A 22452-nucleotide genomic window follows, 5' to 3' on the forward strand; every position below is an offset into this window, starting at 1 on the left:
CGATTGCGCCGCGCTGCACGAAGATGTTCGACCTGAACCGCGCGAGGTTCTTGACGCCGAACGAGAGATCGAGCTCGTTGTCCTTCTCGAACTTACTCTTCTGATCCTCCGTGAGGATGGAGTAGCAGATCCGCTTCGTGTCCGCCGGCCCGAGCGGATCCATCTTGAGCGGGACGAGGCTGCCGTCGATGCGGAGCTGCGGCGGCGTGCCGGTCGTGATGTGGAGATCCGACGCGCCCTTCTCGATCATCGCCTTGAGCAGCTGGTGCAGGTTGATAGTGGATTCCACGGTCCGCGGCCCTTTCCCCGTTCGGGGGCGTTGCGATCAGTCGCCGGCGGTGACGCGCAACACCTCTGCCAAGGCCGTCATCCCCTCGCCGACCTTCTTGAGGCCGGCCATGCGCAGCGACTCCATGCCGAGCCGGATGGCCTCCGCCTTGAGCTCCGCCGTGGAGCAGCCCTGGAGCACCATCTCCTTGAGCTGATCGCCGAAGGTCATCACCTCGTAGAGCGCCACGCGCCCCTTGAAGCCCGTGTTGTTGCACAGAGGACAGCCCGCAGGCTCGTACGCCGTATAACCCGCGGCGAGCGCCTCGGGCTTCACCCCCGCCTCCAGCAGCCGCTCCCGCGGGACGTCCGACGGGACCTTGCACTCCTTGCACAGCCGCCGGGCGAGGCGCTGGGCGATGACCATGACGACCGACGCCGTCACCAGGAACGGCTCGACGCCCATGTTCAGGAGCCGGCTGATCGTGGACGGCGCGTCGTTCGTGTGCAGCGTGGAGAGCACGAGGTGGCCCGTGAGCGCCGCCTTGACCGCGATCTCCGCGGTCTCGAAGTCGCGGACCTCGCCGACCATGATGATGTCCGGATCCTGCCGCAGGAACGAGCGCAGCGCGGCGGCGAAGTTCAACCCGATCTCGTCGTGCATCTGCACCTGGTTGATGCCGTGCAGGTTGTACTCGACCGGATCCTCCGCGGTGGAGATGTTCACGTCCGACTTGTTGAGGTCGGAGAGCGCCGAGTAGAGCGTGGTCGTCTTCCCGGATCCGGTCGGGCCGGTGACGAGCACCATGCCGTACGGCAGGTGGATGGCGCGCTTGAAGTCCTCGAGCGGCACCGTGTCGAACCCGAGCTTGGTCATGTCGAGCTGGAGGTTCGACTTGTCGAGGAGCCGCAGCACGACCTTCTCGCCGAACAGCGTCGGCAGCACCGAGACGCGGAAGTCCATCTCGCGACCCTTGCCGAGCTTCAGCTTGATGCGGCCGTCCTGCGGGAGGCGCCGCTCGGCGATGTCGAGCCGGCTCATGATCTTCACGCGGCTCGTGAGCGCGTTCTTGAGCTTCAGGGGCGGCTGCATCTCGTCGTGGAGCACGCCGTCGACGCGGTACCTGATGCGCATCGACTTCTCGTAGGGCTCGATGTGGATATCCGAGGCGCCCTTCTTGATCGCGTTGACGAGGATGAGGTTGACGAGCCTGACCACCGGAGCGTCCTCGCTGAGCTTCTCGAGCTCGAGGACGTTCTGGTCGTCGCTCATGTCGCCCGTGATCTCGAACTCCTCCTCGTCGAAGCCCTCCATGACGTCGTCGTAGGAGGCGAGCGGCTGGGAGTAGTACTTCTCGATCGCCTTCTCGATCGCCGCCTCGGACGCGACCACCGGCTCGACGTTGTAGCTCGTGAGGAACTTGATGTCGTCGATGGCGTGCAGGTTCGTCGGATCGCCCATCGCGACGATGAGCGACGTGCCGGCGCGCGACACCGGGATGATCTTGTGCCGCTCCGCGACGTCCCGCGGGACGAGGCTGATGATCTCTTCTTCGATCTCGTACTGGTCGAGATCGATGGCGGGGATGTTGTACTGAGACGCGATGAATTCGGTGACGTCGTTGTCGGCCACAAAGCCGAGCTTCACCAGGCTCTTGCTCAGGTTCTCGCCGCTGGCCTTCTGGAGCTCCTGGGCTTTTCGCAGCTGTGCCAGCGAGATGAGTTGCTCGCGGACGAGGAGCTCGCCGAGCCTGTTTTCGTTTGCCATCGGACCTCCGGACCCGGGTGCGCCCAGGTCGAAAAAATCTATTCGGTCGCGTGGATGCGGTCAACTGTCTTCTGGTCGGACATTCAGTGCGGACGGACGGGTGCGCCGATTTCGGATCCGGCGGCTCAGTCCTCCCAGATCAGCTTCCAGGGGTGGTGCTTGATGTCGCGGATCAGCTCCTTGAGATCGTCGTAGATCTCTTCGTCCGAGAGAAGCTGGCCGGCGGTGCCCTCGCCGCGCCGGATCTTCTGCACCATGCCGTCGACGCTGGCGAGCGTGTTGTCCGCCCGGACCGCGATGTCGTCGAGCCGGTTGAGCGCGTCCTTGATGCTCTTCTGCTCCTCCGGCCCGAGGGTGTCGCCGAGACGGTCGACCACGACGAGCGCCTCGCGCACGTCCTTGATCAGCGGATCGATCTCCCGGTTCAGCTTCGCCGAGATCTCCTCCATGTTGTCGAGCGTGCGCGCCACCCCGGGGTCGTCGACGTACTTCTCCCGCGCGCCCTGCACGAGCCCGCGCGTGTCCGTGAGCAGCCCCTCGAGGTTGTCGGCGATGCGGCCGACGCGCGCCTTGTCCGCCGTGCCGCCGTCCGAGAGCATCTGGTCGACGCCGCCCAAGAGCCGCGCCCCGCTCCCGAGGACCTGGTCCAGGTTGCCCGCGTTGCGGCGCAGGAGCTCGTTGAGCGCCGTGATGAGCTCGGCCGCGTCGGCCAGGAACAGGTCGAGCCGCGGCGGATCCGTCCCGAACGCCTTCTGGCCCTGGGCGAACGGCGTCGGCGCCACCCCTGGGTCGATCTCCATGAACGGATCGCCGAGCAAGCCCTTGGTCGTGATGTAGAACCGCGCGTCCGAGCGGAAGGTCTCCGCGACGTCCTCCTCGATCTCGATGAGCGTGCGGACCAGGGCCGGGCGGAGCGTCGTCGGGTGCAGCGGGCCGGTCTGTCCGAGGTAGGTCATCTCGGTGATGGTGCCGACCTTGCGGCCCGCGACCTTGACCGCGGCGCCCGGCGCGAGGCCGCCCGGGTTCTGGAAGTACACGTCGATCCTGGTGCGGCTGCCGAAGGACCAGTCGCCGAGGATGAGGACGAACGTCACCAGAAGGACGAGCGCGACGAGGATCATCGCACCGACCTTGAGCTCCAGGTGCCTCTCGTCGCGGCCGCCGGCGGTCATCGCGCCTCCTCCTCGGGTCGCCCTCCAATGAAGGCTCGTACCACGGAATCCGTGCTAGCGGCCAATTCTTGGGCGGTGCCCAGGAAGCGGACGCGACCCTCGTGGAGCAGCGCGACGCGGCTCGCGATCTCGAACACGGAGCGCACGTCGTGGGAGACGACCACCTGGGTCACGCGCGACGCGGCGAGCGGCCCGCGGACGAGCGCGTCGAATTTGCGCGCCGCGAGCGGATCCAGCCCCGTCGTCGGCTCGTCGAACAGGATCGCCCGCGGCTCGAGCGTCATCGTCCGCGCGACGGCGACGAGCTTGCGGAGCCCCGGGCCGAGGGTCGCGGGATCGCGATCGGCGAGGTGGGAGACACCCACCTGGGCGAGGTAGCCGAGCGCCCGCTCCCGGGCGCGCCGCGGGGGCAGCGCGTAGTGCTTGCGGAGCGGCAGCGCGACGTTCTCGACGCACGACATCGAGTCGAAGAGCGTGGCCTGCTGGAACACCATGCCGCACCTGCGCCGGAGCGCGGTGAGGTGCGCCTCGTCCATGCCGGTGACCTCCTCGCCCTCGAACCGGATCGAGCCCCGGTCCGGGCGCAGGAGCCCGACGAGCTGCTTGATCATCACGCTCTTGCCGACGCCCGACTTGCCGATGATGCAGAACACCTCGCCCTCGCCGATCTCGAGCGAGACGTCGGTGAGCACGCGCCTGCCGCCGAGGGTAATCGACACGTCGCGGTAGGAGATCATGCGCCCCCCGTCGCGAGGTGCGCGATCATCGAGATCAGCGAGTCGAGCGCGACGATCGCGAACGACGATCCCACGACCGCATCGGTCGTCGCCTGGCCGACGCCGCGCGCGCCGCCGCGGGCCGCGAGGCCGCACGCTCCGGACACGATCGGCACCGCCATGCCGTAGGTGAGCGCCTTCGCGATGCCCTGCACGACGTCGGCGGTCCCGATCAGCGACAGGTTCCAGTAGGTGACGGGGCTCACCCCGAAGGCGACGATGCCCGTGAACAGGCCCGCCGCGATCGCGGCGCTGGAGCCGATCACGGCGAGGGTGAACGCGGCGATGATCGCGCCCCGCAGCCGCGGCACCATGAGGACCTCGACGGGATCGGCGGCGCACATGCGCATCGCGTCGAGCTGATCGGTCACCGCCATGGCGGCGATCTCGGCCGCGATGCCGGCGCCCACGCGGCACGCGAGCAGAAGCCCCATGAGCGTTGGCCCGAGCACGCGCACGAGCAGCTTGAGGAACGACGCGCCCACGAGGCTCGTGTCGCCCACGGCGCGCGCGAGCTGCTCCGTGGACTGGTACACCATGATCATGCCGACGAACGCCATGGCGATGCAGACGAATGCCAGCGAGCCGTTCGTGTACCTGTGCGCCATGCGCCGCGACTCGCCGCGATCGGTCTTCGCCGTCAGGAGGAGCCGGGTCGTGCGGACGAGCAGGATGGAGATCGCCCCGATGTGCGCGATCACCGCGAGGGGGCCGGTGGGCGGCCCGGCCCGACGCGCCCGGAGGCCCGCGTCGGCGAGGGTGCGCTTGTCGAACAGCGCTTTGCTCTGCTTGGACATGATCGCGCCAGCAGTCTAGCACACGACCCAACCGCGGAACCAAGAACGGGCGGCGGCGCACTTGCACGGGAAACGTCGGAGTCGCAGAGGCCATACTCTAAAAGTGATACAGTTACGGCACTCATATTGTTTGATAAGGGGGGCTGGAATGAAACGACAAGCGGAAGTTGGGCGATACGTGCCTCGCAAGTGCGTCTTCGAGGTGACCTTGGCCTGCAACATCAGGTGCAGGCACTGCGGATCCGGTGCCGGGGAGCCGAGGGCCGACGAGCTCTCCACGGGCGAGATCGCGCGCATCATGTGCGAGCTGGCCGCGCTCGGGTGCCGCAAGGTGACGATCAGCGGCGGCGAGGCGCTGTTGCGTTCGGATTGGCCCGAGATCGTCTCCGCCGCGTCGGGCGCCGGTATGAAGACGGGGCTCGTGACAAACGGCATCCTGTTCGACGACGGGGCGGCGAGGACGGCGGTGTCGGCCGGCCTGGACGCGATCGGGTTCAGCCTGGACGGCGTCGGCGAGATGCACGACCGGGCGAGGCGATGCCCGGGGCTCTTCCCAAGAGTGCTCCGCGGCTTCGAGGCCGCGGCCGGGGCCGGGCTGCGAGCGTGCGCGATCACACAGATCAGCACGAGGAACCTCGGCGCGCTCCGGGGGATCCGGGATCTCCTAGTTGAGCGCGGCGCCTTCGCGTGGCAGGTGCAACCGGCGATACCCATGGGAGAGCTGTGCTACGACCGCGAGCTGAGCCTTCGACCGGAGGATGTCGTCCGCGCGTCCGCGGAGGTCGCGGCGCTGATCGCGGAGGACGTCCTCCGCATCGACGTCGGCGACTCGCTCGGCTATTTCGGCCCCGACGAGATGATCCTGCGGAGGAGCCTGGGGGGTGGCTATTTCGGAGGATGCCAGGCGGGGAAGAGGATGGTCGGGATCGAGTCGGACGGCTCGGTGAAGGGGTGCCTCTCCATCCAGCCGGGGAACAACCCGGGGCGCGATCGGTTCGTCGAGGGGAACCTGAGGGAGTGGAGCCTCGCGGAGATCTGGAACCGGCCCGGCGCGTTCGCCTACAGCCGGGAGTGGAGCCCCGCCGATCTTTCCGGCTTCTGCCGGCGGTGTCAGTTCGCCGAGCACTGCCGCGGCGGATGTCGGAGCACCCAAGTCGCCTTCGGCGGCGGGGATGGGAACCCTCTGTGTGTGTACCGGGTGCTCGCCGAGAGAAGAGCGAAGAGCGGAACCGCCAACGCCGGAACCGCCGCCGCGGTGCTGGCCATGTTCCTGGCGTTTAGTGTGCAGGGGTGCGTGGGTTGCACATCGGGCGCGGGCGTGTACGGTTTCATTGGCGACGATTCTTCCGACACGGATACAGACACGGATACAGACACGGATACAGACACGGATACGGACAGCGACACCGACACGGACACCGATCCGAATCCCGACGGAGGCGCCGACGGCGGTGCCGACGCGGGCCAGTAGGCGCTGTCAGGGCTTTGGAGAGGGCCGCACCGGGCTGAGACACCGGCGTAGAAGTCGTGTAAGCTAGCTCTGTGGCGACACTCAAGATAGAGCGCGGGACCGAAGACGATGGGAGGGAACTCGAGTTCGAACTCGCGTTCCAGAGAACCCTCTCCTTCGAGCGGCGACTCGCCTGGATGCTCGAGGAGTCGGATCACATCCTCGCCACCCTGATTGCCAATGGAAAAAGAACGCCTTCTGCAATTGTTAAACGCCCACTGCGTTGAGTTCGTGATCATCGGCGCGACGGCGTTCCCGCTCCACGGCTATGCGCGGGCAACCCTCGATATCGACGTATTCATCCGCCCGGATCCCGAGAACGCTCGAAGGATACACGCGGCGCTCGCGGAGTTCGGATACGATCTGTCCGACGTCACCCCAGACGATCTGCTGCGAAACAAGGTCTTGATCCGCCAATATGTCGTTGCGCTCGACGTGCACCCCTTCGTACGCGGTGTCGGGTTCGCGGACGTGTGGGATCACCGCGTGATGGCCCGCTTCGGCAGCGTCGAGGTGCCGTTCGCCTCTCTCGAAGACTTGATCGTCATGAAACGTGCTGCGGGCAGGCCCAAGGACGTCGAGGATCTGCGCGTCCTCGAGCGCCTCGCCGCTGGTGCGCCGGTCGAAGAAGAGGAAACCGCAGATTGAGGCGACGTATTTGGCCCGCTGACGAGACGGCCTACTCCCACTCGATCGTGCCGGGCGGCTTGGAGGTGAGGTCGAGCGCGAGGCCCGAAATGCCGGGCAGGGCGAGGATCGCGTCGCGCAGCTCGGCGACGAGCGCGGGCGGGAGGCTCGCCGCGGTCGCGGTCATCGCGCGCTCCGAGTGGATCGGGCGGACGATGCACAGCTCCGAGCCCTTGCCGTCGATCCGCAGCGGCACGAGCACGGTCGGGCACTGCCAGATCGAGTCGTACAGCTCGTGGCGCCGGAGCCCCTCCATGACCAGGTGGTCCGCCTCCCGCAGGAGATCGAGGCGCTTGCGCGTCATCGTCGCGGCGAGCGGCTCGAACCTGGAAGGCCTGGTCGTAGAGAGGTTCCAGACGCAGCGGTTGATCCCCGGCACGTCCTTGTACATCGTGCCCGCGGCCTCGATGAGCCGCTCGAACGGCGCGTCGCCGCTCAGCATGACCGGGTGCTCGTACGAGCGGAGATCCGCCTTCACGCCCACGGACTTGATGGGCAGCGGCGCGGCCTCGATCCCGTAGCGCGCCCCGATCGCGGCCACGCTCTCCCGGATCGCCGCGACCTCGTCCTCGGCGCCTCCGCCCTTCGAGCAGAGGAGCCGGACGCCGAGCCCCGGGCCGGGGAACGGGTGGCGCCAGATCGCGTGGCGCGGGATGCCCAGACGCTCGCCGAGCTCCCGCACCTCCACCTTGTAGAGATCCGCGAGCGGCTCGACGACGCGCCCGGCGGCGATCATCTGCTCGATGATCGGCACGCGGTTGTGGTGCGTCTTGATCGTGTCCGCGCGCTTCGTGCCGCCGGTCTCGATCGTGTCCGGGTAGATCGTCCCCTGGCCGAGGAGGTGCCCCTCGATGCCGAGCCGCTTCGCCTCCGCCTCGAACACGTCGATGAACGTCCGGCCGATGATCGCGCGCTTCTCCTCCGGCTCCACCGCGCCCGAGAGCGCGGCGAGGAACGCCTCGGAGGCGTCGACGAAGTGCAGGTTCTCGGCGAGGCCCAGCTCCTCGAACATCCGGAGCACGCCCTTGCTCTCGTCCTTGCGCATCATGCCGTTGTCGACGTGGAGGAGGTGCAACCTCGAGGCGCCGAGGGCGAGGCCGAAGAGCTTCGCCGCCACGGTGGAGTCGACGCCGCCGGACGCGAGCAGGAACACGGAACCGCCGCCGACCTGCGCGCGGATCTTCTCGACCTGCTCCTCGACGTAGCGCTCCATCGTCCACGACGGGGCGCAGCCGCAGATCCCGAGCACGAAGTTCGCGATCATCTCGTCGCCGTGGGCCGTGTCGTCGACCTCCGGGTGGAACTGGAAGCCGTAGCGGCGCAGCCGATCCGAGCCGATCGCCGCGTACCTGTGCTTCTTCCCGGCCGCGCCGAGGAACGAGTACCCCAGCTCCTCGAAGTCGGGGCCGATCGCCGACACGGTGTCGAAGTGGCTCATCCACACGATCTCCTTCTCGGCGAGGCCTTGGAACAGAGGGTGCGGCCGCACGACGTGCATCTCCGCGTGCCCCCACTCGCGGCCGCCGTGGATCACCTCGCCGCCGTAGTGCTTGGCGATCTCCTGGTGGCCGAAGCAGAAGCCGAGGATCGGCACGTCGAGATCGTAGATCGCCTTCGTGTACTCCGAGTCCTCGCCGTGGGACGAGAGCGACGGGCTGCCGGAGAGGATGATCCCCTTGTACCTCCGGAACGCGTCGATCGGATCGTCGGGCTGGCGGATCTCGGCGAGCACGCGGCTCTGGCGGACCTTCGTCGCGATGAGGTGCGCGTACTGTCCGCCGAAGTCGATGACGGCGATGGCGTCGTGCTGCATGTTCTCCCTCTCACTCCCGCGCCAGCACCGCGCCGTTGAGCGGGATGCTGCGGCCCTCGCAGAGGTCGCTGACCAGGACGAACGCGAGCGCGGTCTCGCTCACCGTGAACGTGTAGACGCCGACCTGCTCCTCGGGACAGGCGTAGTCGCCGTCGGTGTCGGTGAACGAGATCTCGCAGCCGTCGACCGCCGCTTGCCCGTAGACGTCGATCACCATGAGGTTCGGCGCGCCGGCCGCCTCGTAGGTGAGATCCTCGAAGAACTCCACGCTGTAGTCGGTGCTCAGCCAGACGCCGGTGAGCAGCTCCGCGTCGCACTCGGCGTCCGTGTCGGTATCGGAGTCGGTGTCGGAATCGGTGTCGGAGTCCGTGTCCGAATCCGAATCGGTGTCCGAGTCGGAGTCGGAGTCGGAATCGGTGTCCGAATCCGTGTCCGCGTCGCCGGACGCGTCGTCGTCGCCGCAGCCCACGGCCGCGGCGAACGGGCAGAGGGTGAGGAGCAGGGTCAGTATGCCGAAGGTCGCGCGTGCCATGGGTGGTTCTCCTTTGGTTGAGGCCGTCACAGGATCCTAGGCAGGATGGACTTCGCGTCAAGCGCGCTATTCTCCGGCGTCGGTCCCCGCGTCGCCGACGCCCGCATCACTTTGGCAGCACCAGCAATACGCTCCGTCCGGCCCTTCCGTACAACCCGAGCCGCACGGGCAGCTCAAATCATCGAGACATTCGGTCACGCCGTGGTTCCAACACGGGTCGTCCGGAAGGCATTCGACGAGCATGGTTCCTTCGCAGTAGCTGTCTCCCACTTCCGTGCACTCCGTCGCGGACTCTCCGCAGCAGCCTTCTTCGACCCAGCACTCGCCGTCGGCGCATCCGGAAGAGCAATCCGCGACGTCGCAGTCCTTCTCTGTGAAGTGGCACCCGTCCAGACACTCCATCGCGTAGTCAGCACTGCTGCAGTAGTTGTCATCGTTCGACGTGCACTCGCACTCGGTTTCCGTGTCGCCTGCCTCGTTGCTTTCTTCGCCGCTGCACGCCGCGACAACCGCGGCCGAAGCTAGGAGCAGGGTCGATCTTCCAAACGTTCGAATCTTCATCGCGATCACCTCCGGGCACCCTCCCGTGCAATCCTCGCACCATTCCCGCCCGGCGGCCGGGAGAAAGCGTATCGGGCCGATTTCGCTGGGGAATCAGAAGAGCCAAGCATCGGCGAGGTGTGCCACGTTGTGCCGCCGACCCATCCCCCGGCCCCTTCCCGGTGCGGGAAGGGGAGCAGCGGGATTGATCTTGGCAGAAGAGATCTGATGCCTCCCCCTTCCGCGTCGGAAGGGGGACCGAGGGGGTAGGTTCTAGTCAATCTCTAATCGATCTCTAAAATCCCCTGCCTCACGACGATCGGCGCGTCGCCGCTCGCGTCGACGATCGTGGAGCCGGGCGGGCCGGGCACCGAGCCCGGGACGACGAGGTCGATCCCCTCGAGGTCGAGGAGGTCGCCGTGCGAGAGCGCGTCCCTCCCGCCGGCGCGGTTGGCGCTCGTGGCGGTCAGCGCGCACCCGACACGCCGGACGAGCTCGAGCGCAGGCGACGACCCGGGGACCCGCACGCCGACGAGCCCCCTCGGTCCGACGAGCGGCGCCGAGAGACCCGGACGCGCCGGCACGAGCAACGTGAGCGGCCCGGGCCAGTACCTGGCGGCCAGCTCCAGAGCGAGGGGCGGGAGCGGCAGGGCGATCTCCGCGGCGGCGCCGAGGTCGTGCACGATCGCGGAGATCGGCTGCTTGGGATCGCGGGTCTTCACCGCGGCGGATCTCGCGACGGCCTCGGGAAAGGCCGCGCGCGCCGCGAGGCCGAAGAGGCGCTCGAACGGCAGCGCGACCACGCCGCCCGCGAGGACGACGCGCGCCGCCTCGTCGAGCCACGTCGAGGGCGAGGCGATCTCGGCCACCTTCGCCCCTAGTCCTCGGACGACAGCTGCAGCTGCAGGCCCCGGTCCGACTCCTCGACCGCCACGCGCTGCTTCTCGCGGGCCCCGTCGAGGCGACTCGCGAGCTGCTCGTCGGTCGCGCTCAGGATCGAGGCGGCGATGAGCCCCGCGTTCTTGGCGCCGTCGATGCCGACCGAGGCGATCGGGACGCCGCCGGGCATCTGCACGGCGGAGAGGAGCGCGTCCAGGCCGCCGAGCCCGCCGACCGCGATCGGCAGCGCGATCACGGGCAGCGTCGTGTTCGCCGCCATGGCGCCGCCGAGGTGGTGTGCGCCCCCTGCCGCGGCGATGATCACGCCGAACCCGTCGGAGCGCGCCTTCCGGGCGATCTCGGCCGCGCGCTCTGGCGAGCGGTGCGCCGACGCGATCGTCGCCCGGTACGGGATGTCGAAGCTCTTGAGCACCTCGATCGCCGGCTCGACCTTCGGCAGATCGTTGACGCTCCCCATGACGATGAGCACGCCGTTTTTCATTTCCAGACTCCTCGCTGACGTCAACGGATCACAGGGCGCGATGGCCGATGTCCCGGCGCATGCGCATCCCGGACCACGAGATCCCCCCCGCCACCTGGTACGCGATCCGCGCGGCCTCCGGCACGTCGCTCCCCCGCGCCGTCACGCCGAGGACGCGCCCGCCGACGGTCACCATCTCCCCGCCCGGCTGCCCCTTGGTCCCGGCGTGGAACACCCGCAGCGCGTCGTCCTGTCGGATCGCGTCGAGGCCCGCGATCGGCTTACCCTTCTCGTACGGGCCGGGGTAGCCGCCCGCGACGAGCACCACGCAGAGCGCAGCGCCGTCGTGCCACGCGAGCGGGGCGCCGGACAGCGTACCTTCGGCCGCGTCGCGCAGGAGGAGCGCCAGGTCGCTCTTCAGCATGAGCAGGAGCGGCTGGCACTCCGGATCCCCGAAGCGGACGTTGTACTCGAGGACGTGGAGCCCCTGCTTGCCGATCATGAGGCCGGCGTAGAGGACGCCCCTGAACGGCGTGCCCTCGGCGGCCATCCCCTCGACCGTGCGCCGGATCACCTGCTCCTCGATCAGCCGCCCGAGCTCCGGCGTCACCACCGGCGCGGGCGCGTACGCCCCCATGCCGCCCGTGTTGGGCCCGGTGTCGCCTTCGTACGCCGCCTTGTGATCCTGCGCGGCGATCAGCGTCGTGAACCGCTCGCCGTCGCAGATCGCGAGCACCGATGCCTCCTCGCCCTCGAGGAGATCCTCGACGACCACGCGGGACCCCGCGTCGCCGAACGCCCGGTTGCCGACCATCTCGCGCACCGCCCCACGCGCCTCGAACGGGCTGCGGCAGACGACCACGCCCTTGCCGGCGGCGAGCCCGTCGGCCTTGATGACGCACGGGCCGCCGCGCCGGTCGATCTCGGCGAGCGCCGAGTCGAGCGCCGTGTGGACGGAGAACCTGGCCGTGGGGACGCCGTGGCGCTGCATGAACTCCTTGGCAAACGCCTTGCTGCCCTCGAGGCGGGCCGCCGCGGCGCTCGGTCCGAACGCGCGGATCCTCCGGGCCGCGAGCCTGTCCACGAGGCCGTCGACGAGCGGCGCCTCGGGGCCGACGACCACGAGGTCGATCTTCTCGCGCTCGGCGAGGGAGACCTGGCCGTCGACGTCCTCGGCCTTCAGCGGGACGCACCGGGCGTGCGCGGCTATGCCTCCGTTCCCCGGCGCGCAGATCACCTCCGACACCTCGGGGCTGCACCCGATCTTCCAGGCGAGGGCGTGCTCCCGCCCGCCGCCGCCGACGATCAGGACCTTCATCGAGCGCCCCCTCGGCGCGCGTGGGTCGCGAGATCGAACTGCGGCAGCGTCTGGAACACGGCCGCGTCGTATTTCGCGGTGTGGCCGAAAGCCTTCACGGCGAGATCGAAGCGGATCGCCGGCGGAACGGCGCCGTCCCGGGCGAGGTGCCACAGCACGACCTCGTAGTCCTGCGGATCGCAGACCGCGGTGACCCGCTCGAAGTTCTTCGCCGCCGCGCGCAAGAGGCACGGGCCGCCGATGTCGATCTGTTCGACCGCCTCGGGGAGCTGCACGGTCCTCGAAGCGACCGTCGCCTCGAACGGGTAGAGGTTGACGACGACGAGCTCGATCACCGACGCGTGGATCCGGCGCAGGTCGGCGATGTGGCCCTCCGTGTTGCGCGCGAGGATTCCGCCGTGGATCTTCGGGTGCAGCGTCTTGACGCGCCCGTCCATGATCTCCGGCGCGCCGGTGTAGTCGGACACCATCGTCACCGGGAGCCCCGCCGCTGCGAGCGCCTTGGCCGTGCCGCCCGTGGAGAGGAGACCGAACCCGAAGTCGACGAGGCCGCGCGCGAGAGTCTCGATGCCGCGCTTGTCGGATACGCTGAGGAGAGCGAGGCGCCGATCGTCCATGTGACCGTTTCCCTCCTGGCCGGCGGGGCGGTCGCCGCACCGGCGGATACCGAGAGTTGTACGGGATCGCGGCCCGCTTGACTAGCGGCGTCGTTCGTCGGGCGGGCGGATTGCGAGCAGGAACGCGGCCGCCGAGAGCCTGCCCGCGAGGACCGCCGTCACCGCGACGAACACCGCCGGGACCTCCGTGAGGTTGATCCCGATAGCGAGCGCGACGGCGATCACCCCGACCTCGATGATCGTCCCCGCGGTGATGATCCGCGTGGCGCGCCCCGTCACGAGGCGCCCGTGCCGCCACGAGATCACCGTGGAGAGGGCCGGCGTCGGCACGAGGAGCAGCGCCGCGGGGATCGCGAGCGCGAGGAGCGACTCCCCGAGGTTCGAGACGTCGCGGAACCAGAGGCCGGCGAGCGGCGTCAGGACGACCGCTGCCATCGCGATCGTAGTCACGCCCCCGAGGCCCGTGGCGAAGCGCCGGAGCGCGGCGATCGCGCGCCCGCCGTCGCGGCCCAGGGCGATCGCGACCTCCTGGTACGAAAGCGCGGAGCAGCGGAAGATGAAGCCGAACGAGTTGAGCACCGGGATCACCGCGAGCGACTCCACGGGCAGCCGGCCGCGGCCGACGAAGAACGTGATCATCGGCTGGGCGGCCAGGTTGATGAGCGGCGTCATGGCGAGGGGCGCGTAGAAGCGGCCGATGTCGCGGTAGGTGAGCGCCGGGGCGCCCTCGTCGGGGTCGGTCGCGAGGAGGCGGCGCACGTCGCCGCTCACCCACGCGCGGGCCGCGATCGCCTCGAGGACGACGCCCGCCGAGAGCGCCGCGGCGCCGACGGAGGCGCCGTCGAGGTCGCCCGCGAGGTAGAGGAGCGTCCCGGTCGCGGCCATGGTCGCGAGGCGGATCACCGTGCCGTAGGCGACGAGGCGCGTCTTGCCCGAGCTGATGAGGACGCCGTGGTAGAAGCGGCGGAAGCCGATCGCCGCGGGCCACGGGAGGAGCATGAGCACCGCGTGGTGCGCGAGCCGCGCCACGTCGGGCGGCAGCGCGAGGAGCTCCAGCGAGAAGGCGTCGAACACCGGCGGAATGAGCACGAAGACGATCAGCATCGTCACGCCGACGTTCATCGCGAAGGAGAAGTTGCGCAGCCGCCGGTAGCTCCGCCTGTCTCGGACGAGCGCCGTGGACGCGCTGAGCATCATGATGATCGGCGACTCGGTGACGAAGCCGACCGCCATGGCGACGCCGTACGCCGCGAGGTTGTGCACGGGGTCCGCGAGCCGCGCGATGATCGCGGCCACGAACGGCCCCTCTGCGGCCATCATGAACCACGTCGCCGCGAGCGGGGACCAGAAGCGGAAGATCCTACCGGCGGTCAGCGGCGGGGCGGTGTTTTCGGGGACGATCACCGGGACAATCTGGGCTAGAATGGGAAGGATGGGAAGCAGGAGAATCATAAGAATAATGAGGAGGACTCTCATGACTCCCATGCTTCGCATGATTCCCGTGGCTCTCTTGATCCTGCTCCCCGGCTGCTTCGGCACGAAGACGGCGGTCTACCCCGACGATCCGGGCGCGGGCGGCGACTCGGACATCGATTCGGACTCGGATTCCGATTCCGATTCGGACTCGGATTCCGATTCGGACGCGGATTCGGACCTCGACGTCGATATCGACACTGACACCGACACCGACTCGGGCGATTGCGGCGAGATCGACGCGGAGTGCTGCCCGGCGGAGCCCCTGTGCTTGGACGGCACGACGCCGGTTTCGAACGGCGGCCCGGACTGTACCTGCTACGAGAACTGCGAGCCGGCGGAGTGCGCGGACGATCTCGACCTCTGGGACGCGGAGTACGTTTCCTGCTTCGACGTGAGCTCCGGCGGCGGCGTCGGCGCCTGCATGGCGGACGAGGACATGGAGCCCGTAGCCGAGTGCACGGTCGAGGTCTGCACCACACCGAGCGGCTACACGGACGGCATCTGCCTCTCCGACGGGACAAACGAGTACTGCATCCGGCAATGCACGCCGGACAACGACGTCTGCGACATCGTCCACACGTGCACGGCGCTCTTGGGCGGATCCGGCGAGTACGCCGGCGGGGCGTGCGTCCCGATCTGAGCCGGTCGTCCTACCTGCGGTCCTCGTCCACGGTGACGCGGAGCACCTCCTCGAACGAGGTGATCCCGGCGGCGAGCTTCTGCACCGCCGCCTCGCGCAGCGTGACCGTGCCGTCCGCGCGGGCCGAGCGCATCAACGTCGCGGCGTCGGCGCTCCGGATGACGAGCTCGCGGATCGCGTCGTTGACCTGGAGCATCTCGAACACCGCGACGCGGCCGTACAGCCCGGTGCCGCGGCAGCGCACGCAGCCCTGACCGCGGGCGACCGTCAGATCCCGCGGCCCGCCGGCGGGCGCGTCGATGCCGAGGAGCGACTGCTGATCCTTGGTGAGCGCGACCTCCACCTTGCACTTCTCGCAGACCTTCCGCACGAGCCGCTGCGCGACGACGCCGACGAGCGTGGACGCGACGAGGTGCGGATCGACGCCGAGCTCGAGCAGCCGCGTGAGGCTCGAGGCGCTGTCGTTCGTGTGGAGCGTGGAGAGCACGAGGTGCCCGGTCAGCGCCGCCTGCATCGCCTGCTCGGCGGTCTCCGGATCGCGGATCTCGCCGACCATGATGATGTCGGGATCCTGGCGCAGGAGGTGGCGGAGCGCGTGGGCGAACGTCACGCCGATCTTCGGCTGGATCGCGACCTGGTTGAAGTCCTCGATCACCATCTCGATCGGATCCTCGATGCTCGTCACGTTGACCTCTGGGCCGCTCACGTGGCGCAGCGCCGAGTATAGCGTCGTCGTCTTGCCCGACCCGGTCGGCCCGGTCACGAGCACGAGACCGTTCGGCCGCTCGATGAACTCGAGGAACCGGCGGTAGCCGTCCTCGTCGAACCCGAGATCGGCGACCTCCTGGATCAGCACGGTCGGATCGAAGATCCGGATGACGAGCTTCTCGCCGAACGCGACCGGTATCGAGGAGACGCGCATCTCGACCTCGACGCCCTCCTTGTCGGTCTTGAAACGGCCGTCCTGCGGCCGCCGGCGCTCGGCGAGATCGAGCCGCGAGAGCATCTTGATGCGGCTCACCACCGCGGGGTGGACCGCCTTGGGGATCTGGTAGATGTCGTGCAGCACGCCGTCGATCCGCATCCGCACCTGGCTGTGCTCGCGCTTCGGCTCGATGTGGATGTCTGACGCCCGCTGGTCGAACGCGTAGTGCAGAATGTATTCGACCGCGTTGACGACGTGCTGATCGTTCGCCTCGATCTCGTTCACGGCGCCGAGCCGGACGAGCTGCTCCAGGTTGCCGAGGTCGATCGTCGGCGCCATCTCCTTGGCCGCGCGCGTCACCGACCGCTTGAAGCCGTAGACCTCGGTGATGAACCGCTGGATGTCGCCGCGGGTCGAGAGCGCCACCCGGATCTGGCCGCGGACGATGCGGCGCAGCTCCTCGAAGAGCTTCTCGTCGAACGGATCCGTGACCGCGAGCACGAGGGCGTCGCCCTCCCGGCGCAGCGGCAGCACCGAGGTGCGGCGCGCGTACGGGAGCGAGAACGTCCCGGTGATGAGCGCCGCGTCCAGCTTCAAGGGGTCGATCTTCTCGTACGGGACGCCGGCCTTCTGCGCGAGGCACTTGACGATCTGCTCCTCGTCGACGGGCAGGCCCTCCGGGGCGCCGGCGGCGCGGCACTCCATGGAGGCCACGACCTCCGCCGAGGTCACGTCGACGCGTTCACCGCGGCCGCGCGGTCCGCCGCGGTTCTGGCCGAGGCGCAGCCTGGCGCGCTGGGTGTCGGCGCGGACCTTGACCTCGAGCACCTGTTCCTCGGTGAGGAGCCCCTGCTCGCGGAGGATCTCCGCGAGCTCGTCGACGGTGACGCGGTGTGTTCTCATGGGCGGAGCATATCACGCGGCGGGGCGGGCCCCAAAGGCGGCGAGCGGGATCAGCCGCAGCACAGCTCCCACAGCTCGCAGCCGTCGTGCTCGAAGTGGATGGGATCGCCGTCGCAGAAGGTGTACGCGGTCTCGCAGGTGAGCCCCTCGTCCTCGCAGTCGCCGGTGCCCGCGTCCGCCGGAGCGGGTTCGCAGCACACGTCCGTCATGCTGCCGCAGGAGTATTCGGTGTGGCCGATGCCTTCGCAGCCGCCGATGTAGCCCTCGCAGCTCCAGGGACAGGACGGGCCGGCGTCCTCCCCGGCGCCGCCGTCGCCGGCCTCGCAGCACTGCTGGCCGAGGCCGCAGTCGTACTCGTCGTGCACCGTGCCGTCGCAGCCGGGGTAGATGTAGACGCACTCGAACGGGCAGTCGGAATCGGAGTCGGAATCCGAATCGGAATCCGTGTCGGAATCGGAATCCGAGTCGGTGTCCGAGTCGGTGTCCGTGTCGGTGTCGGTGTCGGTGTCCGCGTCGGTGTCGGTGTCCGTGTCGGTGGACGCATCCAAGCCAGCGTCCAGATCCACGGTGCCGTCCCCGCAACCGAAGGCGAGCGCCGCCAGACAGAGCGCGGCGAGCAGAGTGGTACGGTTCATTTGGGTCCTCCTTTTAATGCAGGATTTCGATAGGGCGCGATTGTACCTCGTCGCGGTTCGAGAAGGAAGAAGTTCGAACGGAAAGCGGGGAGATCCCGCCCGGCGTTGCCGATCGCGCGGAATCCGGGTACACGAAATCATGCCGGCGCAACGGGACGACGGGATGATCGAGGGCGTGGTCGATCGCGTCGTCTTCAGGAACGAGGGCAACGGCTGGACGGTGCTGAGGCTCTCCGTCGACGGCCGGCCGCTCGTCGACACCGTCGTCGGTCACATCCAGCAGGTCGCCGCGGGCGAGCGGATCCGGTGCGTCGGGGAGTGGACCGTCGATCCGAAGCACGGCCGCCAGTTCCGCGCCGAGACGTGCCTGCCGCTCGCGCCGTCGACCGAGCGCGGGATCGAGAAGTTCCTCGGCTCCGGCGTGGTGCCGGGCGTCGGGCCGGTGATGGCGCGGCGCCTCGTCACGCGGTTCGGGCTCGAGACGCTCGAGGTGATCGAGCGGGCCCCCAAGCGCCTCGCGGAGGTCGAGGGAATCGGCCCGAAGCGTGCGGCGGCGATCTCCCTGGCGATGGCCGAGAAGCGGAACGTCCGCGACGTCATGGTGTTCCTCGAGTCGGCGGGCGCGTCGCCGGCCTACGCGCACCGGATACACCAGCGTTATGGGCCGCAGGCGATCCGGATCGTCAGCGACAACCCCTACAGGCTCGCGGGCGAGGTCGCGGGCATCGGCTTCCTCACGGCGGATAGGATCGCGTCGGTGCTCGGCGTGCCGCTCGACTCGCCGTATCGCGCGGAGGCGGGCGTCGTGTTCGCGCTCGAGGAGCTCGCCGGCGAGGGGCACGTCTTCGCGCGGTCGGAGCCGCTGCTCGCCCGGGCGGGGGAGATCCTGCGCCTTGAGCCCGCAGCGCTGGAGGCCGCGCTCGAAAGGTTGCGCCTCCGGGGCGGCGTGCGCGTCGAGGAGCCCGACGGCGAGCCGCTCGTGTACCTCCCGAGGCTCTACCGCGCGGAGACCGAGGCCGCCGCGCAGATGTGCCGCCTCCTCGGTGGGCGCACCGACGATCTCGCCATCGACCCCGAAGCCGCGGCGAGGCGGGCCGAGGCGCTGTCGGGGATCGAGCTCGCGGACGGGCAGCGCGCGGCGTTCGGCGCGCTGTCGTCGGCGCGGGTGATCGTGATCACCGGCGGCCCCGGCACCGGGAAGACCACCCTGCTGCGCGGCATCGTGGCCTGCCTCGCGGAGCTCGGGCAGCGCATCGCGCTCGCCGCGCCGACCGGCCGTGCGGCGCGGAGGATGGCCGACAGCACCGGCCGCGACGCGAGGACCATCCACCGGCTGCTCGAGTTCGCGCCCCGGACGATGCGCTTCGAGCGCTGCGCCGAGAGGCCCCTCGAGGAGGACGTCATCGTGGTGGACGAGCTCTCGATGGTCGACATCGAGCTGTTCGCCGCGCTGCTCGGCGCGGTGCGCGACGGAGCGCGCCTCGTCCTCGTCGGCGATCCGGATCAGCTCCCGTCCGTCGGCCCGGGGACGGTGCTCGCGGATCTCCTCGCGGTGGGCGCGGCGGAGCGTCGGGGGCTGGCGGTGATCCGGCTGACCGAGATCTTCCGGCAGGCGCGTTCGAGCCTGATCGTCATAGGAGCGCACGACGTGCTCGCGGGGACCATGCCGCGCGTCGGAGGGAAGGGCGAGGACGCGGATCTGTTCCTCGTCGAGCGCGAGAGCCCGGAGGGGTGCCTCGAAGTGATCGCCGATCTCGTCGCGACCCGCATCCCGGACCGCTTCGGCCTCGACCCGATCGCCGAGACGCAGGTGCTCACGCCGATGAACCGCGGCGTCCTCGGCGCGCACAACCTGAACGCGATGCTCAAGGATCTGCTCAACCCGGGTGATCCCGGCGCGGATCGCGACGGCCCCGAGGTCGGCGACAAGGTCATGCAGATCCGGAACAACTACGACCTCGAGGTGTTCAACGGCGACGTCGGCCGGGTCACCGCGGCGGGTGCGGAGGGGGAGTGGCTCGAGGTGGCGTTTCCGGAGCGCGTCGTGCGCTATCCCATGACGGAGCTCGATCAGATCACCCTCGCGTACGCCTGCACGGTCCACAAGGCGCAGGGGAGCGAGTACCCGGCGGTCGTGATCCCGATCCACACGCAGCACTACGTCATGCTGCAGCGGAACCTCCTGTACACGGCCATGACGCGCGGCCGGCGGCTCGTCGTCATCGTCGGCTCTCGTCGCGCGCTCGGGATCGCAGTCCGCAACGACAGGCGGCAGGCGCGCGGCTCGGGGCTCGGCGCCCGCGTGCTGCGCGGGCTCCGCGCCTGATCACTCCACGGTGAGAATCCCGCCGCCGGCCGCGATGTGCACCGATCCGCCCTTGGCGAAACGCACGACGAGCCCGCCGTCCTCGAGCTCGATGGTCTCGCTTCCGGGGGCGAGCGAGAGGCGCGGGCCGGGCGGCAGCGGGATCGAGGCCCTGTCGGAGACCGGCAGCGGCGTGCCGAGCGGGTCGGCGATGATCCTCTCCGAGGTCGACTCGATCTCGTCGTCCGACTTCCACAGCATGACGTGGTACGCGAGCCAGATGCCCTCGACCGCCGCCTGGAAGTCGGGCAGTTGCGGGGGCGGGATCGCGACGGCGAGCAGCTCGAGCAGGCTCCTCTCCCGCTCCACGGTCGTGAACCCGCGCGGCAGGAACTCGAGGAACTCGGTGATCGTGGCGCGCAGGATCACGCAGTCGTCGATGAAGCCGAATCCCCCCGGGAGGCCGTCCGGGAGGAGGTCGCGCGGCTGCACGAGGTAAGCGAGCGCGCCGGTGAGCGCGCACCGCACCGCCGGATCGGTGGTCTTGCGATCGACGGCGTTCAGCATCGCGTCGACGATCTGCGGGATCTCGCCTATCACCCGCAGCATCGCGCCGGCCACGGCTCGCGACGTGAGCTCGCTGCGCTCGTCGTCGGAGGGCGGAAAGAGGTCCGGGCGCGCGGCGCGAAGCAGCTCGGCGAACGCCGGGACGTCGCGTCCGCCCGTGCTCTTGTCGAGGGCGTCGACGGCGGCGATCACCTTCTGGACGAGCGAGTTCAGGTCTTCGGGTCGGTGCGGCATGGGCGCTTTCTAACACGGAGGAGGGTCACGGTGAACTTCGGATCGCCTCCTCGTCGGTCGAATACCCGGGCCGCAGCATCCAGAGCCACTTCAGCATGGCTCCGAGCTCGTGGACCGCGTACCTCGCGGGCGTCAGCGCGCCCGTGGGCCTATAGTACGGCTCGACGAAGAGCAGCCTGCCGCGGCGCGGCGTGTAGAGCGGGATCGAGACGCCGACGAACCCGTGGAGCTCGTCCCGCGGGGCCCGGTCGTCCCCGAAGCCGTGGCCGTAGCCGAGGCCGACCGTGAAGACGAGGAACGACAGCCCGGTCTCGGCGTAGGGGAAACAGGAGACGTCCTCGGAATCCGCGAAGAGCCGCGCCCCCGCGCTGAGCCAGAAGTAGAGGGGCGTGTGCAGGCGGTGCGAATAGGTGAGCTCGGCTCCGGGCGCCACGACCCAGCCGAGATCGGGAGCTTGGGCAGCGCCCATCGACGGGCCGAACGCGAGCGCGTCGTCCGGGTGCCAACCGGCGGGGGGCGGTGCGCCCGCGATCGAAGCGCCTGAGCACAGGGCGACGGCGCACAGGAGCGCGATCGCCGCCACCGGCGGAGCGGGATGTGCCGGGAACACGATGTCATTGGTGTCGCGCATCGGACCTCGTCGAGCCTCGCCATCGTATCTCGTATCAGTTTGGGAGCAAACGCGGTTTCCGACATCTAATTCGATAGGAGTGTTCCACTGGCACAGCAGAGCATCGAAATGAGTATAAGACAACGCAGCCGCTCATATGGTATTTTCTTCGGGATGAGCGCGCTCACACCGAATCGCAGTCGTTGGGTTTCGGCTGTTCTGCGCACGTTCGGAGGCTGCTGCGCGGCGTTCGGACTCGCCGTTTGGGCGGCGGCGTGCGCGGACGCACGGGTGCCGACTTCGGAGAAGGATCCAGACTCAGGGACGGACGGCGATTCCGACACGGACTCGGATGTCGACATCGACAGCGACACCGATTCCGACGCCGAGTGCACGCTGGACACGAGCGAGACCTTCGACGGCGACACCCTGCCTGCCGGATGGGAGATCGAGAACTTCGACGACGACGCGTACGGCTATGCATGGGACTGGAGCGAGGACGACAACTCCACCGGCGGCGCCGGCGGCTACTGGTGGATCAACGGCGCGTTCCCGGTCGCGTTCGACGACCGCCTGACCAGCGAGACGTACACTCGCGGCGCGTGCCCCGAGGTCGTGCTGTCGTTCAACCAGGACTTCGCGAGGGAGGGGAGCACCGATTTCGGGTACGTTCAGATCCAGGTCGACGGGGGCACGTGGCAGACGTTGAGCACGCTGTCCGCCAGCGCGACGGGCTCGTTCGACGTGGATCTGTCGGCGTACCTGCCGAGCGCGAGCTCGGAGTTCAGGATTCGGTTCCGGTATGTCGGAAACAACAACCTGCACTGGAAGGTGGACGATTTCGAGCTTGTCGGGGGAAACCCCTGAGCCGGGTCGGGACAGCACGAGAATAGTGTGTTAACATTGTTTCATGGATCGGTTGGCTGACATCACCGTTGGGGAGATATAAACATGACGAGAGCTAGCGGTGCATGGTTGATCGTTTTCGTGGGGATCGCCG

General features: G+C 68.9%; 23 protein-coding genes. 6 read left to right on the top strand and 17 right to left on the bottom strand.

Annotated features, from left to right (window positions below; genetic code table 11):
• The 5 genes from M0R80_14685 to M0R80_14705 form a co-directional block, all read right to left on the bottom strand.
• Nucleotides 1–250: type IV pili twitching motility protein PilT (locus M0R80_14685; GenBank protein MCK9460882.1), on the bottom strand; the 250-nt coding region annotated here is incomplete at its 3' end.
• Nucleotides 251–325: 75 nt separating this feature from the next.
• Nucleotides 326–2035 (bottom strand): type IV-A pilus assembly ATPase PilB, encoded by a 1710-nt coding sequence (gene pilB / locus M0R80_14690; GenBank protein MCK9460883.1) that lies wholly within the window; start codon nt 2033–2035, stop codon nt 326–328.
• A gap of 125 nt (nt 2036–2160) precedes the next feature.
• A complete protein-coding gene (locus M0R80_14695; GenBank protein MCK9460884.1) occupies nt 2161–3207 on the bottom strand; it encodes an MlaD family protein in 1047 nt (348 codons plus the stop codon).
• Complete coding sequence (locus tag M0R80_14700) at nt 3204–3944, bottom strand: ATP-binding cassette domain-containing protein (protein MCK9460885.1); 741 nt, start codon at nt 3942–3944, stop codon at nt 3204–3206. The genes M0R80_14695 and M0R80_14700 overlap by 4 nt, the downstream gene beginning before the upstream one ends.
• On the bottom strand, nt 3941–4780 hold the full coding sequence (locus tag M0R80_14705) for an ABC transporter permease (GenBank protein ID MCK9460886.1): 840 nt from the start codon (nt 4778–4780) through the stop codon (nt 3941–3943). The genes M0R80_14700 and M0R80_14705 overlap by 4 nt, the downstream gene beginning before the upstream one ends.
• Nucleotides 4781–4928: 148 nt before the next feature.
• Between M0R80_14705 and M0R80_14710 the strand changes: the two genes are divergently transcribed.
• The 3 genes from M0R80_14710 (at nt 4929) to M0R80_14720 (ending at nt 6938) form a co-directional block, all read left to right on the top strand.
• Nucleotides 4929–6251, top strand: coding sequence for a radical SAM protein (locus M0R80_14710; protein ID MCK9460887.1), 1323 nt, complete (start codon nt 4929–4931; stop codon nt 6249–6251).
• A gap of 71 nt (nt 6252–6322) precedes the next feature.
• Nucleotides 6323–6517 (top strand): hypothetical protein, encoded by a 195-nt coding sequence (locus M0R80_14715; protein ID MCK9460888.1) that lies wholly within the window; start codon nt 6323–6325, stop codon nt 6515–6517.
• Entirely contained in the window at nt 6471–6938 is a 468-nt protein-coding gene (locus M0R80_14720) for a nucleotidyltransferase (protein ID MCK9460889.1), read from the top strand. Before M0R80_14715 ends, M0R80_14720 begins: the two co-directional genes overlap by 47 nt.
• A 31-nt stretch (nt 6939–6969) precedes the next feature.
• On the opposite strand, the gene guaA is transcribed toward M0R80_14720, so the two are convergent.
• The 8 genes from guaA to M0R80_14760 all read right to left on the bottom strand — a co-directional run bounded on the left by guaA (nt 6970) and on the right by M0R80_14760 (nt 14561).
• The gene (gene guaA, locus M0R80_14725; GenBank protein ID MCK9460890.1) at nt 6970–8790 is read right to left on the bottom strand and encodes a glutamine-hydrolyzing GMP synthase; all 1821 of its coding nucleotides are present in this window, start codon (nt 8788–8790) and stop codon (nt 6970–6972) included.
• A 10-nt stretch (nt 8791–8800) separates the two neighbouring features.
• Nucleotides 8801–9322 carry a hypothetical protein gene (locus M0R80_14730; GenBank protein ID MCK9460891.1) on the bottom strand — a complete coding sequence of 174 codons (522 nt, stop codon included), beginning with the start codon at nt 9320–9322 and terminating at the stop codon, nt 8801–8803.
• Nucleotides 9323–9388: 66 nt separating this feature from the next.
• Nucleotides 9389–9883, bottom strand: coding sequence for a hypothetical protein (locus M0R80_14735; GenBank protein ID MCK9460892.1), 495 nt, complete (start codon nt 9881–9883; stop codon nt 9389–9391).
• A gap of 263 nt (nt 9884–10146) precedes the next feature.
• Nucleotides 10147–10731: an L-threonylcarbamoyladenylate synthase gene (locus M0R80_14740; protein MCK9460893.1), complete on the bottom strand. Its 585-nt coding sequence runs from the start codon at nt 10729–10731 to the stop codon at nt 10147–10149.
• Between the two features lie 8 nt (nt 10732–10739).
• A complete protein-coding gene (purE, locus tag M0R80_14745; protein MCK9460894.1) occupies nt 10740–11243 on the bottom strand; it encodes a 5-(carboxyamino)imidazole ribonucleotide mutase in 504 nt (167 codons plus the stop codon).
• 28 nt (nt 11244–11271) lie between these two features.
• Nucleotides 11272–12540: a phosphoribosylamine--glycine ligase gene (gene purD / locus M0R80_14750; GenBank protein ID MCK9460895.1), complete on the bottom strand. Its 1269-nt coding sequence runs from the start codon at nt 12538–12540 to the stop codon at nt 11272–11274.
• Nucleotides 12537–13157, bottom strand: a complete 621-nt coding sequence (locus M0R80_14755) for a hypothetical protein (GenBank protein MCK9460896.1) — start codon at nt 13155–13157, stop codon at nt 12537–12539. The genes purD and M0R80_14755 overlap by 4 nt, the downstream gene beginning before the upstream one ends.
• Nucleotides 13158–13238: 81 nt before the next feature.
• On the bottom strand, nt 13239–14561 hold the full coding sequence (locus tag M0R80_14760) for an MATE family efflux transporter (protein MCK9460897.1): 1323 nt from the start codon (nt 14559–14561) through the stop codon (nt 13239–13241).
• A gap of 70 nt (nt 14562–14631) precedes the next feature.
• Between M0R80_14760 and M0R80_14765 the strand changes: the two genes are divergently transcribed.
• The gene (locus M0R80_14765; protein ID MCK9460898.1) at nt 14632–15273 is read left to right on the top strand and encodes a hypothetical protein; all 642 of its coding nucleotides are present in this window, start codon (nt 14632–14634) and stop codon (nt 15271–15273) included.
• A 10-nt stretch (nt 15274–15283) separates the two neighbouring features.
• On the opposite strand, the gene tadA is transcribed toward M0R80_14765, so the two are convergent.
• The gene (gene tadA, locus M0R80_14770; GenBank protein ID MCK9460899.1) at nt 15284–17101 is read right to left on the bottom strand and encodes a Flp pilus assembly complex ATPase component TadA; all 1818 of its coding nucleotides are present in this window, start codon (nt 17099–17101) and stop codon (nt 15284–15286) included.
• A gap of 50 nt (nt 17102–17151) precedes the next feature.
• Entirely contained in the window at nt 17152–17736 is a 585-nt protein-coding gene (locus M0R80_14775) for a hypothetical protein (protein ID MCK9460900.1), read from the bottom strand.
• 139 nt (nt 17737–17875) lie between these two features.
• On the opposite strand from M0R80_14775, the gene M0R80_14780 reads away from it, so the two are divergent.
• Entirely contained in the window at nt 17876–20062 is a 2187-nt protein-coding gene (locus tag M0R80_14780) for an ATP-dependent RecD-like DNA helicase (GenBank protein ID MCK9460901.1), read from the top strand.
• Here M0R80_14780 and M0R80_14785 read toward each other — a convergent pair whose 3' ends face one another.
• A complete protein-coding gene (locus M0R80_14785) occupies nt 20063–20842 on the bottom strand; it encodes a DUF1232 domain-containing protein (GenBank protein ID MCK9460902.1) in 780 nt (259 codons plus the stop codon).
• Between the two features lie 25 nt (nt 20843–20867).
• Complete coding sequence (locus M0R80_14790; GenBank protein ID MCK9460903.1) at nt 20868–21473, bottom strand: hypothetical protein; 606 nt, start codon at nt 21471–21473, stop codon at nt 20868–20870.
• A gap of 153 nt (nt 21474–21626) precedes the next feature.
• On the opposite strand from M0R80_14790, the gene M0R80_14795 reads away from it, so the two are divergent.
• Nucleotides 21627–22319: a hypothetical protein gene (locus M0R80_14795; protein ID MCK9460904.1), complete on the top strand. Its 693-nt coding sequence runs from the start codon at nt 21627–21629 to the stop codon at nt 22317–22319.
• The last annotated feature ends 133 nt before the right edge of the window (nt 22320–22452 follow it).

The sequence above is a fragment of the Pseudomonadota bacterium genome, assembly GCA_023229365.1.
Taxonomy (GTDB): domain Bacteria; phylum Myxococcota_A; class Polyangia; order JAAYKL01; family JAAYKL01; genus JALNZK01.